Annotated in this window: 15 protein-coding genes, 1 tRNA gene and 1 riboswitch; of the genes, 14 read left to right on the top strand and 2 right to left on the bottom strand. The window is 71.1% G+C overall.

All coding sequences use genetic code 11. The features are described from left to right. Positions 1-109: 109 nt before the first annotated feature. The 5 genes from ACX938_RS17170 to metK all read left to right on the top strand — a co-directional run bounded on the left by ACX938_RS17170 (position 110) and on the right by metK (position 5,328). On the top strand, positions 110-1,087 hold the full coding sequence (locus tag ACX938_RS17170; protein WP_459431955.1) for a PhoH family protein: 978 nt from the start codon (positions 110-112) through the stop codon (positions 1,085-1,087). 7 nt (positions 1,088-1,094) lie between these two features. Further along, positions 1,095-1,610 carry an rRNA maturation RNase YbeY gene (ybeY, locus tag ACX938_RS17165; protein WP_459431954.1) on the top strand — a complete coding sequence of 172 codons (516 nt, stop codon included), beginning with the start codon at positions 1,095-1,097 and terminating at the stop codon, positions 1,608-1,610. Positions 1,611-1,634: 24 nt separating this feature from the next. Continuing rightward, positions 1,635-2,567, top strand: coding sequence for a transporter associated domain-containing protein (locus ACX938_RS17160; RefSeq protein ID WP_459431953.1), 933 nt, complete (start codon positions 1,635-1,637; stop codon positions 2,565-2,567). Next, positions 2,560-4,080 carry an apolipoprotein N-acyltransferase gene (lnt, locus tag ACX938_RS17155; RefSeq protein ID WP_459431952.1) on the top strand — a complete coding sequence of 507 codons (1,521 nt, stop codon included), beginning with the start codon at positions 2,560-2,562 and terminating at the stop codon, positions 4,078-4,080. The genes ACX938_RS17160 and lnt overlap by 8 nt, the downstream gene beginning before the upstream one ends. Before the next feature lie 15 nt (positions 4,081-4,095). Beyond that, a riboswitch (SAM-SAH riboswitch) is annotated at positions 4,096-4,143 on the top strand. A gap of 6 nt (positions 4,144-4,149) precedes the next feature. Beyond that, entirely contained in the window at positions 4,150-5,328 is a 1,179-nt protein-coding gene (gene metK, locus ACX938_RS17150) for a methionine adenosyltransferase (RefSeq protein WP_459431951.1), read from the top strand. Positions 5,329-5,844: 516 nt separating this feature from the next. On the opposite strand, the gene ACX938_RS17145 is transcribed toward metK, so the two are convergent. Then, positions 5,845-6,570, bottom strand: coding sequence for an NUDIX hydrolase (locus ACX938_RS17145; protein ID WP_459431950.1), 726 nt, complete (start codon positions 6,568-6,570; stop codon positions 5,845-5,847). A gap of 44 nt (positions 6,571-6,614) precedes the next feature. Then, positions 6,615-7,016 (bottom strand): DUF983 domain-containing protein, encoded by a 402-nt coding sequence (locus ACX938_RS17140; protein WP_232755216.1) that lies wholly within the window; start codon positions 7,014-7,016, stop codon positions 6,615-6,617. An 805-nt stretch (positions 7,017-7,821) separates the two neighbouring features. Here ACX938_RS17140 and ACX938_RS17135 point away from each other — a divergent pair. From ACX938_RS17135 to ACX938_RS17095, 9 genes are all read left to right on the top strand, one after another. Then, positions 7,822-8,283, top strand: coding sequence for an EF-hand domain-containing protein (locus tag ACX938_RS17135; protein WP_459431949.1), 462 nt, complete (start codon positions 7,822-7,824; stop codon positions 8,281-8,283). A gap of 77 nt (positions 8,284-8,360) precedes the next feature. Continuing rightward, positions 8,361-8,921 carry a sigma-70 family RNA polymerase sigma factor gene (locus tag ACX938_RS17130; protein WP_459431964.1) on the top strand — a complete coding sequence of 187 codons (561 nt, stop codon included), beginning with the start codon at positions 8,361-8,363 and terminating at the stop codon, positions 8,919-8,921. Then, a complete protein-coding gene (locus ACX938_RS17125) occupies positions 8,911-9,306 on the top strand; it encodes a hypothetical protein (RefSeq protein ID WP_459431948.1) in 396 nt (131 codons plus the stop codon). Before ACX938_RS17130 ends, ACX938_RS17125 begins: the two co-directional genes overlap by 11 nt. 3 nt (positions 9,307-9,309) lie before the next feature. Further along, complete coding sequence (locus tag ACX938_RS17120; RefSeq protein ID WP_459431947.1) at positions 9,310-9,780, top strand: periplasmic heavy metal sensor; 471 nt, start codon at positions 9,310-9,312, stop codon at positions 9,778-9,780. Between the two features lie 112 nt (positions 9,781-9,892). After that, positions 9,893-10,177, top strand: coding sequence for a DUF3572 domain-containing protein (locus ACX938_RS17115; protein WP_459431946.1), 285 nt, complete (start codon positions 9,893-9,895; stop codon positions 10,175-10,177). Further along, on the top strand, positions 10,174-10,890 hold the full coding sequence (locus ACX938_RS17110; protein WP_459431945.1) for an HAD family hydrolase: 717 nt from the start codon (positions 10,174-10,176) through the stop codon (positions 10,888-10,890). Before ACX938_RS17115 ends, ACX938_RS17110 begins: the two co-directional genes overlap by 4 nt. Before the next feature lie 63 nt (positions 10,891-10,953). Beyond that, a complete protein-coding gene (locus tag ACX938_RS17105; RefSeq protein ID WP_459431944.1) occupies positions 10,954-11,547 on the top strand; it encodes a heme NO-binding domain-containing protein in 594 nt (197 codons plus the stop codon). Continuing rightward, complete coding sequence (locus ACX938_RS17100; RefSeq protein WP_459431943.1) at positions 11,544-12,584, top strand: GGDEF domain-containing protein; 1,041 nt, start codon at positions 11,544-11,546, stop codon at positions 12,582-12,584. The genes ACX938_RS17105 and ACX938_RS17100 overlap by 4 nt, the downstream gene beginning before the upstream one ends. Before the next feature lie 13 nt (positions 12,585-12,597). Beyond that, positions 12,598-12,672 (top strand) — tRNA-Gln (locus tag ACX938_RS17095). The last annotated feature ends 277 nt before the right edge of the window (positions 12,673-12,949 follow it).

Genomic DNA, 12,949 nt, shown 5'->3' with positions numbered 1-12,949 from the left:
TTCGCGCGGCGTTTTTACCTGCGAAGCGCCGCTCCGCAGCGTCAAGAGGCTTGCCCTTTCCGGGCCCGCTTGGGACACTGAACCCAGACTCGCGACAACGGAGCATTGCGTGACGACAGGCACCCTGACCGACGCCTCAATCGAATTTCCCGACAACCGCTTGCTGATCGAGCTCTGTGGCGAGTTCGACCGCAATCTCACCGACATAGAGGGCCGCCTGGGCGTGCAGATCCTGCGCCGCGGCAACCAGCTTGCGATCCACGGCGAAGCGGAGGCGCAGAAAGAGGCCGTGGAGGTGCTGACCAGCCTCTACAACCGCCTCGAACAGGGCAAGGAGGTGGGCCGCGGCGACATCGACCGCGAGTTCCGCACCAGCAGCCCCGAGGAGCCGGGCGAGGACCAGCTCGAGATGTTCGGTGGCGGCACCATCGAGATCAAGACGCGCAAGAAGCTGGTCGAACCCCGGACCGAGGCGCAGAAGGCCTACGTCCGCGGTCTCTACGAGCACGAGCTGGCCTTCGGCATCGGCCCCGCGGGCACCGGCAAGACCTATCTCGCCGTCGCGGTGGGCGTGAACATGTTCATCAACGGGCTGGTGGACAAGATCATTCTCTCGCGTCCCGCCGTCGAGGCGGGCGAGCGTCTGGGCTTCCTGCCCGGCGACATGAAGGAGAAGGTCGATCCCTACATGCAGCCGCTCTACGACGCGCTGAACGACTTCCTGCCCGGCAAGATGCTGGCGCGCATGATGGAGGAAAAGACCGTCGAGATCGCGCCATTGGCCTTCATGCGCGGGCGCACGCTCTCCAATGCCTTCGTGGTGCTCGACGAGGCGCAGAACGCCACCTCGATGCAGATGAAGATGTTCCTCACCCGCCTGGGCGAGGGTTCGCGCATGGTGATCACCGGCGACCGCAGCCAGGTCGACCTGCCGCGCGGGGTGCAATCGGGCCTCAAGGACGCCGAGCGGCTGCTGACCGGAATCCCGAACATCTCGTTCAACTATTTCACCGGCAAGGACGTGGTGCGCCATCCGCTGGTGGCCGCGATCATCGACGCCTACGACAAGGACGCCGAGGCCGGGTGAGAGATCCGTGCTGACCGAGACCATCCTCGAAGACGAGAAATGGCTGGCGCTGGACCTTCCGGCGCTGGCCGAACGCGGGGCCGAGGCGGCGCTGCGGCACCTGGGGCTCGACCCGGCGCTCTTCGAGATCGCGGTCCTGGGCTGCACCGACGGGCGGATCGCCGCGCTGAACGCCGATTTCCGCGGCAAGGCGGCGCCGACCAACGTGCTGTCCTGGCCCGAGGAGGATCTCGCCCCCGAGGCTCCGGGCGCCGAGCCGCATCTGCCGCTGCCGGGCACCGCCGAGGAGCCCTGGTTTCTCGGCGACATCGCCATCGCGCGCGAGACCTGCCTGCGCGAGGCCGCCGAAGAGCGGCTTCCCGCCGAGGATCACGTCCTTCATCTTATCGTGCATGGCGTGCTGCATCTTCTGGGCCACGATCACATCCGTGACGAGGACGCCACATTGATGGAACGGCGCGAGGCACAAATACTTGGCACATTGGGGGTCCCGGACCCATATACTCGGGACGGGGCCCCATGAGGTCCGATCAGAACAGGAACAGGAATGGGCGACAGCGACGCATCGTCTAGCGCGGCGCCGGGCGCGCACGAAGACAACGACACCGACAGGCCGGGGTTCTTCCGCCGGCTCTTCGACGGCTTCGGCGGCAGCGCCGAGCCGCAGGAGGACGCACCCCCGGGCACGGGCGAGGTGCGCCACCGCAGGCATGGGCTGGCGAACCTGCGCCGGATGCGGGTCGACGACGTGTCGATCCCCAAGGCCGACATCGTCGCCGTGCCGGACACGATCACCAAGGACGACCTGGTCAAGGTCTTCCGCGAAAGCGGGCTGACCCGGCTGCCGGTCTATTCGGGCACGCTCGACACGCCGGTGGGCATGGCGCACCTGAAGGATTTCGCGCTGATGCACGGCTTCAACGGCGCGGGCGCGCGGTTCAATCTCAAGAAGATCCTGCATCCGCTTCTCTTCGTGCCGCCCTCCATGCCGATCGGGGTCCTGCTGACCAAGATGCAGACCGAGCGGCGCCACATGGCGCTGGTGATCGACGAATACGGCGGGGTCGACGGGCTGGTGACCATCGAGGACCTGATCGAACAGGTCATCGGCGAGATCGAGGACGAACACGACACCGAAGAGGGCAAGAACTGGCGGCTGGAAAAGACCGGCTGCTATCTGGCGCTCGCGAAGACCAACCTCGAGGAGTTCGAGCAGGAAATCGGCATCGGCCTGACCGAAGAGGAAGAGATCGACGGTGAGGAGATCGAGACCCTGGGCGGTCTGGTCTTCGTGCTGGCGGGCCATGTGCCCGCGCGCGGCGAAGTGGTGCCGCATCCCGCCGGCCTCGAGTTCGAAGTGGTCGACGCCGACCCGCGCCGGATCAAGCGGCTGCGCGTGCGCCTGCCGGGCGCGCTGGGCGCGGCCACGGCGACGGCAGGCGCCCGGGTGGTGGAGGCCCAGGCGCGCCAGGATGGCTGAGACCGGCCTGGCGGCGCTGACCCGTCTCGGCCGGGACCGCCCGGCGCTTTGGGGCCTGGGCTTCGGCCTGGTCTTCGCCGCGGGGCAGGCGCCCCTGAACCTCTGGTATCTTGCGCTTCCGGCCCTGGTGGGGCTCCTGGTCGTCTTGCGGCGGCAGGTCAGTCCGCGCGCGGCGGGTCGGACCGCCTGGGCCTTCGGGGTCGGCTATTTTGGCCTCTCGATGTCCTGGCTGGTCGAGCCCTTTCTGATCGAGGCGGCGGTGACCGGCTGGATGGCGCCTTTCGCGCTGGTGCTGGCGGCGGCGGGGCTGGCGCTCTTCTGGGCCTGGCCCGCCTGGGCCGCGGCGCGGCTCGGGGTGCCCTGGCTCATCGTGCCGCTCTGGGCCCTGTCGGAGCTGGCGCGGGCCTATGTGCTGACAGGCTTTCCCTGGGGGCTCCTGGCCTATCTCTGGGCGCCGACGCCCGCCGCGCAATGGCTGGCCTTCATCGGCCCGCACGGGCTGACGCTGGCGACCCTGGCCTTAGCAGCGCTGGCGGCGGCAGGGCTGGCCACCCGCCGGGCCGTGCCGCTCCTGGGGGCGCTGGCCCTGGGCGCGCTGCTCCTTGGTGGTGGAGCGCTGCGGCTGCCCGCGCCCGCCTCCGACGACGGCCGCCCCGTGGTCCGCATCGTCCAGCCCAACGCGCCCCAGGACGAGAAATGGCAGCGCGAGAACGCCCGGCGTTTCTTCGCCCGGCTGATCGAGGCCAGCGCCGCGGGGCCGCGTCCCGAGCTGATCCTCTGGCCCGAGACCGCGCTGCCCATGCTGCTCAACCAGGCGGGCGAGGCGCTGGCGGTGGCCTCCGAAGCCGCCGGCCCGGTGCCCTTGGTCTTCGGCATCCAGCGCCAGGAGGGCGGGCGCTACTACAATTCCGCCGCGCTGATGACCGCCGAGGGCGAGATCGCCCAGACCTACGACAAGCATCACCTGGTGCCCTTCGGGGAATACATGCCCGCCGCCTGGTTCTTCCGGCACATCAATGTCTCGGGCCTCGCCCAGCGGGCGGAATACGGCTATTCCGCCGGGCCGGGTCCGGCGCTCCTGGACCTCGGAGACCTGGGCACGGCGCTGCCGCTCATCTGCTACGAGGCGGTCTTTCCCCAGGACGTGGGCGGCGCGCCCGGGCGGGCCGCGATGATCCTGCAGCTGACCAACGACGCCTGGTTCGGCACCTGGTCGGGGCCCTACCAGCACCTCATGCAGGCGCGGATGCGGGCCATCGAACAGGGGCTGCCGGTCCTGCGTGCGGCCAACACCGGGGTCTCGGCGGTGATCGACGCCCATGGCCGGACGAGAGCCGCGCTGGGCCTCGGAGAGACCGGCTACATCGACGCGGCGATCCCCGCGCCGTTGCCGCCGACGCCCTATGCCCGCACGGGCGACCTGCCGGCGCTGCTGTTGCTTCTGGGTGTCGCGGGGCTCGGCCTCCTCCGGGCCCGGCGCAATCGCATTGACCCCGGCGCGGCGGGGCTCTAGCAGTTCAGGTCATAGATCCTGTCACAACGGCTTCCTGGCGTGGCAGCAGACCCTAATGGAGCACTTCTCATGTCCCGCAACGACTATATCTTCACCTCCGAATCGGTTTCGGAGGGGCACCCCGACAAGGTGTGCGACCGCATTTCCGACGCGGTGCTCGACGCGCTACTGGCCGAGGACAGCCTCGCGCGTGTCGCCTGCGAAACCTTCGCCACCACCGACCGCGTGGTGATCGGCGGCGAGATCGGCCTGACCGATCAGGCCAAGCTTGCGGAATACATGGAGCGCATCCCCGAGATCGCGCGCGCCTGCATCAAGGACATCGGCTACGAGCAGGACAAGTTCCACCACGCCACCTGCGAGATCACCAACCTCCTGCACGAGCAATCGGCGCATATCGCCCAGGGCGTGACCGGCCAGCGCGGCGACGAGGGCGCGGGCGACCAGGGCATCATGTTCGGCTATGCCACGAACGAGACCGACGCGCTCATGCCCGCGCCGATCCAGTTCGCCCATGACATCCTGCGCACCCTGGCCGAGGCGCGGAAATCCGGGCGCGAGCCCTTGCTGCGCCCCGACGCCAAGTCGCAGCTCTCGGTGCGCTACCGCGACGGCAAGCCGGTGGGCGTGGAGCAGATCGTGCTTTCCACCCAGCACGCCGACGAGAGCCAGACCTCCGAGGACATCCGCGCCATCGTGGAGCCCTATATCCGCGAGGCCCTGCCCGAAGGCTGGATCACCCCCGAAACCGAATGGTGGGTGAACCCCACCGGCACCTTCGTGATCGGCGGGCCGGACGGGGATGCGGGCCTGACGGGCCGGAAGATCATCGTCGATACCTATGGCGGCGCGGCACCCCATGGCGGCGGGGCGTTTTCGGGCAAGGACCCGACCAAGGTGGACCGCTCGGCGGCCTATGCGGCGCGCTACCTGGCGAAGAACGTCGTGGCCGCGGGCCTGGCCGAGCGCTGCACGATCCAGCTCTCCTACGCGATCGGTGTGGCGAAGCCCCTGTCGATCTACTGCGACACCTTCGGCACCGGCGCGGTCGACCCCGCCGCGATCGAACGCGCGATCCCCAAGGTCATGGACCTGACCCCGCGCGGGATCCGCACGCATCTCGATCTCAACAAGCCGATCTACCAGCGGACGGCGGCCTACGGGCATTTCGGGCGCACGCCCGAGGCCGACGGCGGCTTCTCCTGGGAGCGCACCGACCTGGCCGAGGCGCTGAAGAAAGAGGTCTGATCCGGACCCCGGTGCGCCGGGGACTGGGGACAGCACGTGGTGGCCGGGGAAGACTCGGCCCTTGGGGCCCGGCGCACGCGTCGGGCCTTTTCTTTGGGGTTGGGCGAGGGGCGCAGCTTCTTGGAGAAACTGCTGCGCGCGTGGCCGTGCCGGTCGGCACCGGAGGCTCGCGCTGCCACTCGCAGCCCGACCCGCACCCACCCTGCAAAAGATTGTGCCCCCAAGTTCAGTAGAAAGTCGTCACCAAAAGCGGGCCGAACAGCACCGCAGGTGCCGGCCCGCGCGCCGGACCGGCCCGACCGGTCTGGCGCTCCTGCGCCGTCAGGCGCAGCTCGGGCAATACGGCGGAGCTGAGAGATAAATCGCGCCACTCAACCCGTGCAGCGCCAGCCCGCCGGTCCGCCGCGCGGGCCTCGGGTGAGACGGTGCGCCCTCAGGCTCCGCGTGCCAGCGGTCCGCGGCCATTAAGATCGCAGCGCCGGTCCACCACGCGGGCCTCGGGTGAGACGGTGCCCCTCAGGCCCCGCGGGCCAGCGGCCCCCGGCCCTTGAGCATCAGGAAGAGGCTCTCTTCGTCGTTGTTGCGGAAGAAGGGCACCGAGGCGGGCGGCGCGGGGTCCTCCGCGCGGGCGGCGACCTCGGCGAGCACCACCTCGGTGATGAAGGGCATGTCCAGCGCCCGCACCTCGTCGAGCGCCACCCAGCTCAGGTGGGACAGCTCGTCGGAGGCGGCGGAGAAATCGTCGGGGTCCGAGGCCAGCGCCTCGGCATCGACCAGGAAGAACCGCGCGTCGAAGCGGCGCGGGCGGCCCGGCGGGGTGATCGCGCGGAAGACGAACTGCATGCCGTCGGCGGCGGGCCGGTGGCCGGTGGCGGCGAAGTCGCGCCAGTCCTCGGGCGCGTCGTCCCAGGCGCCGGGGCGGCCCAGGACCTGGCCGGTCTCCTCGAAAAGCTCGCGGATGGCGGTGAGCGGCAGGGCCTCGGCGACGCCGGGGGCCTCGGTGTCCTCGCGCAGCCGCGCCGCGCAGAGCGGGTCGAGCGCCGCGGAGAGCGGCACCGCCCCGTCGTCGGGATCGCGCGCCCCGCCGGGGAAGACGAACTTCGAGGGCATGAAGGCCGCCTTCGCGCCGCGCTGCCCCATGAGCACCCGCGGCCGCGTGGCCCGGTCGCGCAGGACGATCACCGTCGCCGCGTCGCGAATGGCGCTTTTGGCCCCGGGGGCCTCGACCGTGCCGCCTGTCATATGTCCTGCTCCTTCCGGCGCGTCTCTAGCCGGGCGCGGAGCCGTCACTGACTGCCGCCGAACCCATGCATGCCGCGCGCCCATTGGAACGCGACGATGGCGCCTTTCAACCTGGGCAGAAGGTAGAGGGAAAGCCCGATGCAGCCAACCGCGAAGATGGTGAAGAGCGTCAGGGGCTCGGGCCGCCAGGTCTCGAAGACGATGAGCAGGAGCGGCGCCATCAGGTGGCCGACGATCAGGATGGTCAGATAGGCCGGCCCGTCGTCGGCGCGGTGGTGGTGCAGCGGCTCGCGGCAGACCGGGCAGCTCGAGCGGACCTTGAGATAGCCCGAGAGCAGGGGGCCGGTGCCGCAGTTCGGGCAGCGGCGGCGCCAGCCCTTGATCAGGGCGGGCATGGTTTCGCGCTCGGCGGGGTCGGCGCTGGTGTCTTGCGGCGCGGCGGACATTCCGGTCTCCCGAATGAGGTCGCGGGGACCATGGACCTTCCGCGCCCGCGCCGAAAGGTGCCATGCCGTCCTTGCGGCGGCATGTCGCGCAGGTGTGAGGGCAGGGGGAGGGGGGTGTGTGGAAACGCGCCAGCCGTGGGGCGGATCCGCTCACCGCTCTCCGCTCTCCGCTATCCCGTCTACCATCTACCCTGTCCCCTCTCCCATCTCCAATCTACCCTGTCCCCTCTCCCATCTCCCTTCCCCCTCGCCCCGCGCCACCAGCGCCACCAGAGGGCGCGCGCCGGACCGGGGGCCGGCGCTGCTGCACTCCGAGCTAAGCGCTTTATCCCAGCAAGGTCAGGGTTGGGGGTGAAAGACGCGCATCGCCCACAAGAGCGCCGGCCCAAGGGGCCGGTCCGGCGCGCGCCCGGCATCTTCGATGCTATTCGGGCGCAAGGGGGTGCTTTTTTGGAACGACGCTCTTCTGTCCGAGGGGCAGGTGCAGCGGCGTTTGCGGGCAGAGCGGGCGTGTTGTGCGGGCAGGTTGGGGCTCGCTGGGGTTTGGCTTGAGGCTGGTCCTGGGGCGGCGGTCGCTCGTGGAGCCCAAATTGAGCGCGGCCATTGCTCCGGCCGCACCTCTTCGCCCCGGGCACTGCCGCCCACGGGCACTGGCGCCCGCGGACTTTGCCTCCGAAGCCAACACCACTTCCGCCACTTCCGCCCCCCCAAAAAAAACCGCGACGGAAATCCGCCGCCCCGCCGTGTAACCCCCATGCGCCGCTCGAAATCGAGCCGGCGCGCAGGCAACACAAGGACCCACGCCATGACCAGGATTTCCGCCCCGCCCGCCGTGCTCGCCGCGCTTATCGCGCTTGGCGCCCTCGCCCCCGCCGTCACCCAGGCCGATGAGGGCCCGCGCGGTGCGGCTTTCGAGACGCTCGACACGGATGGCAACGGCAGCCTCAGCCAGGCCGAGCTCTCCGCCCGGGCCGAGGCGCGCTTTGCCGAGGCCGACACCGATGGCGATGGCCTTCTCACCGCGGAGGAAATGCAGGCCGCCCGCGAGGCGCGCCGCGCCGCCCGCGAGAGCCGGATGATCGAGCGGCTCGACAGCAATGGCGACGGCGCGCTCTCCTTCGCGGAGCTGACCGACCGCCGCGACCCCGCCCGGCTCTTCGAGCGCCTCGACACCGACGGGGACGGCGCGCTCAGCCCCGAGGAGTTCGCCGAGGCGAAAACGCACATGGGCCGTCACGGGCCCCGCGACGGGCACCGCCGCAACTGAGCCCGGCCAAGCGCCCTTGCCCGAAGGGCAGGGGCGCCTTAACCCGGAGAGGCAGGATCGCGGTGGCACTGGACAACATGGGCGAGGACAGCGACGACGCGCTCATCGCGCGGGTCTCGGCGGGCGACACGCGAGCCGCCCAGGCGCTGACCCTGCGGCTGGCGCCGCGGGTCTATGCCCATGCGGCGCGGCTCCTGGGCGATGCCGCCGAGGCCGAGGATGTCACCCAGGAGGCGCTCCTGAAGCTCTGGCGCATCGCGCCCGACTGGCAACCGGGGCGGGCGCAGGCCGCGACCTGGCTCTACCGGGTGACCGCGAACCTCTGCATCGACCGGCTGCGCCGCCGCAGGCCCGCCGCGCTGGACGAGGCGCCCGAGCCGCAGGACGCGACCCCGCCGGTCACCGAGCGGCTGACCGAGGCGGCCCGCGCCCGGGCGCTCGACCAGGCGCTTGCCGCGCTGCCCGAGCGGCAGCGCCAGGCGGTGGTGCTGAAACATCTCGAGGGGCTGCCCACCGAACGGGTGGCCGAGATCATGGACATCGGCCCGCGCGCGGCCGAGAGTCTGATAGCCCGCGGCAAGCGGGCGCTGACCGCGCGCCTCGCCGGCCTGCGGAAGGAGTTGGGTTATGACGACTGAGCATCGCGACCCCGAGGACATCGGGCCCGAGGCGGAAGCGGCGCTGGAGCGCTACTTCACCGCCGGACGCGCCCATCCGCCCGCCCTCTCGCCCGAGTTGCTGGCCCGGCTCACGGCCGAGGCGCAAGGTCAGGCCCGCGCCCATGGCCGGGCGCGGCGTCCCGCCCGCGCCGGGCTGGCAGGGTTGATCGCGGCGCTCGGCGGCTGGCCGGCGCTGGCGGGGCTCGCCACCACCGCGGTCGCGGGCTTCTGGATCGGATTGGCGCCGCCCGATCTGCTTGCCCCCTCGGTCGAGGCGCTCTGGAGCGGCGACAGCGAGCTGGCCTTCTACCTCGCCCCGGCGCAGGGGCTCGAGGCGCTCGACACGCTGGACGGGGAGGGCTGAGCCATGGCCGAGACGCAAGGCACGCCCCCGGCCCCCCGCACCCCGCGCTGGCTGAAGCTGGTGCTGTTTGCCTCGCTGGCGCTGAACCTCGCGGTCCTTGGCCTGGTCGCGGGCACGGTGATCAACCGCGGGCCGCCGCATCGCGCCGAGGCCCCGCCGGGCGTGGTCTACATGCGTGCGCTGCCCGCCGAGGACCGCCGCGCCGTCTTCCGCAGCCTGCGCGACGCGCGGCGCGGGCTCGCCCAGCCGGGCCGCGAGGGCGCCCGCGCGCTGGAGATGCTGCGCGCAGATCCCTTCGACGCGGCGGGCTTCGCGGCGCTGATCGAGCGGCAGAACCGCCAGGGCGATGCGCTGCGCGACGCCGGGCAGGCGGCGCTGATCGCGAGGCTCGACGAGATGGGCCCCGAGGGCCGCGCCGCCTATGCCGACCGGCTCGAGGAGAGCTTCGCCCAGGGCCCGAGGCGCAAGCGCTGACGGCGCGCGGCCTCATGCCTCGCGCGCCCTCGGGCCCCGCTAAAAGGGTTGCAGCAGGGCCCGCCCTCGGGCTTAAACAAGGCGAGTTTGTCCAAGACCCGGAGCGCCCGCCATGTCCTACAACCGTGACAACGCCGAGCTTGTCGGCCTGCGCGCGGTCGGCTGGCTGGCCGGGAACGACGACCTCCTGCCGGTCTTCCTGGGCGCCACCGGCGCCGACGAGCGGCAGTTCCGCGAGCATCACGCCGACCCCGACTTCCAGGGCTCGGTCCTCGATTTCATCCTGATGGACGACGCCTGGATCAGCGCCTTCTGCGAGGAGACGGGCCTCGATTACAGCGCGCCGATGGAGGCCCGCGCGGCCCTGCCCGGCGGCGAGGCGGTGCACTGGACATGAGCCCGCGCGCGGGCGCGCAGGAGATCGCCGCGCTGCTCTTCGACAAGGACGGCACGCTGCTCGATTTCCGCCGCACCTGGGAGGGCTGGGGCCGGGACGTGCTGGCCGATCTCTCGGGTGGCGACCCGGCGCTTGCTTCGGCGCTGGGCGCGGCCATGGGCTTCGATCCCGCGCGGGGCTTTGCACCGGACAGCCCGGTGATCGCGGGCACCGCCGCCGAGGTCGCGGCCCGGCTTGCCGCGGTATTGCCCGGGCTGAGCCCCGAGGAGATCATCACCCGTCTCGACACCCTTGCTGCCCGCATCACGCCGGTGCCGCCCCTGCCGCTGGAGTCGCTGCTCTCTGAGCTCGTGGCGCGTGGGCTGGCGCTGGGCGTGATGACCAATGACAGTGCGGCGGTGGCCCGCGCGCATCTCGGCGCGCTGGCGGTGACGCAGCATTTCGAGCGCATCCTCGGCGCCGATTCGGGCTTCGGCGCGAAACCCGCGCCCGGCCCGCTGCTTGCCTTTGCCGAGGCGCTGGACCTGCCGCCCCACCGCATCGCCATGGTGGGCGATTCCACCCATGACCTCCTGGCCGCGCGGGCCGCGGGCATGCGCCCGGTCGCGGTGCTGACCGGCATCGCCGGGGCCGAGACGCTGGCGCCCCTGGCCGAGGTCGTGCTGCCCCACATCGGCGCGTTGCCCCAGTGGCTCGACGCCGCGCGGGGCTGATCTTGGCGATTTGTTAACCCCGGGGGCGTAGCAAGGAGGCGAAGGATCGGACCCGGGGGGCGCATGCACGGCCTCGTCAATGCCACGCTGCAATGCTTCGTCGCGGATACCTATGGCGCCAAGACCTGGGGCGCCGTGTTGCGGCGTGCGGACCTCTCGGGCGCCGAGTTCGAGGCCATGCTGGTCTATGACGACGCGGTGACCGCGCGGCTGGTCGCGGGGATCGCGGCGGAACTGGCGCGGCCCGCCGATACCGTGCTGGAAGACGTGGGACATTACCTCGTCTCCCATGCCCGGCGCGCGGGGCTGCGGCGGCTTCTGCGCTTTTCGGGACGGGATTTCCGCGACTTCCTGCATGCGCTGGACGAGCTGCCCGACCGGGTGCGCCTGGCCGTGCCCGACCTCGATCTGCCGCGCATAGAGCTGCGCGCGCTCTCGCCCGAGGGGGCGCTGATCGCCTGCCGCAACGACCTGCCGGGGGCGAGCCACGTCCTCTTGGGCCTCTTGCGCGCCATGGCCGACGACTACGGCGCGCTGGCCTATCTCGACCTCGCGCGCGGGGAGGGCGGGACCGACGTGATCTCGGTCCGCGTCGCCTCGGAGGCCTTCTCCGAGGGCCGCGCCTTCAGCCTCGCGGCGGAGGGCGCGCGGCGATGAGCCCCGGGGAGGATCTCCTGTCGGCCCTGCGCCCGATGTTCGTCTCGGTTGACGCCGCGGGGCGCATCGCCGCGCTGGGCCCGACGCTGGAAAAGGTGCTGGGTCGGGTCGCGGGGCGCCCCTTCTTCGAGGTGCTCGAGGTGGTCCGCCCGCGCGATGTGCAGGACGCCACGGGCCTCTGCGCCTCGGCCGGGCGGCGGCTGCACATCACCGCCCGCGCCGCGCCCGAGACCGGGCTGGTCGGCCTCGCGGTGCCCGACGGGGCGGGCGGGGTGGTTCTGGATCTGGGCTTCGGCATCGGCGTCGCCGAGGCGGTGCGCCGCCATGGCCTCACCGGCAGCGATTTCTCCCCGACCGATCTGACCATGGAGATCCTCTTCCTGATCGAGGCGCAGCGCGCCGCGATGACCGCTTCGCGGCGGCTCAACAACCGCCTGCATGCCGCCCGCCAGACCGCCGAGGCCGAGGCCGCGACCGACATGCTGACCGGCCTCGCCAACCGCCGCGCCGCCGACCTCGCGCTGGCCGCGCTGGGCGAGGGCGACGCTGCCTTCGGGCTGGTGCATCTCGACCTCGACCGCTTCAAGCAGGTCAACGACCGCTTCGGCCATCACGCCGGGGACATGGTGCTGAAGGACGTGGCGCTGGCGCTGAAGGGCGCGATCCGCCCCGAGGACCTGGCCGCGCGCAACGGCGGCGACGAGTTCCTGATGATCTTTCCGGGCCTCTCGGACCTGGCGCGGCTCGAAGGCCTCTGCGCCCGGCTGATCGCCCGGATCGAACGGCCCCACGCCCATGGCGCGGCGCGCTTCGCGATCTCGGCCAGCGCCGGCATCGCGGTCTGGCCCGGCGGACCCGGCAGCGACCCCGGCGCGCTTCTCGCCCGGGCCGACGCCGCGCTCTACGCCGCCAAACGCTCCGGCCGCGGCCGCGCCGCCAGCGCCCCCGCCCCGACCGGCGCCAGCGGCGCAGAAAGCGGCAAATCCGGTCGGAAATTTCTCCCCGAGGGCCTTGATCCCCCCGGCCGGAAGCCGTAGATAGCCGCGCAGTTGGGGTGTAGCCAAGCGGTAAGGCAGCGGTTTTTGGTACCGTGTACCGTAGGTTCGAATCCTACCACCCCAGCCATGTTTCCCCGCAAAGCCGAAAAAACCCAAGAAAATGGGTCCCAAAACCCGGTTTCCATAACCGGAGATGCCCGCTTCGCGCAGGGTATGACACAAACCCTGACACAGGGTGTGACACATCCTCCGTCATCGAGTGACACTGCTGTGACCCCCGATTTTCCCTCCATCTGATGATAGAGTCCGGCCCAATAAGAGGACCGGAAGATGAAGAGATCGAAGTTCAGCGAAGAGCAGATCATCGCGATCCTGCGGGAGCAGGAAGCGGGCGTGAAGACCGC

It is taken from the genome of Roseivivax sp., assembly GCF_054552075.1.
The sequence above is the reverse complement of the archived record's forward strand: the minus strand, read 5'-3'. Positions and strand labels throughout refer to the sequence as shown.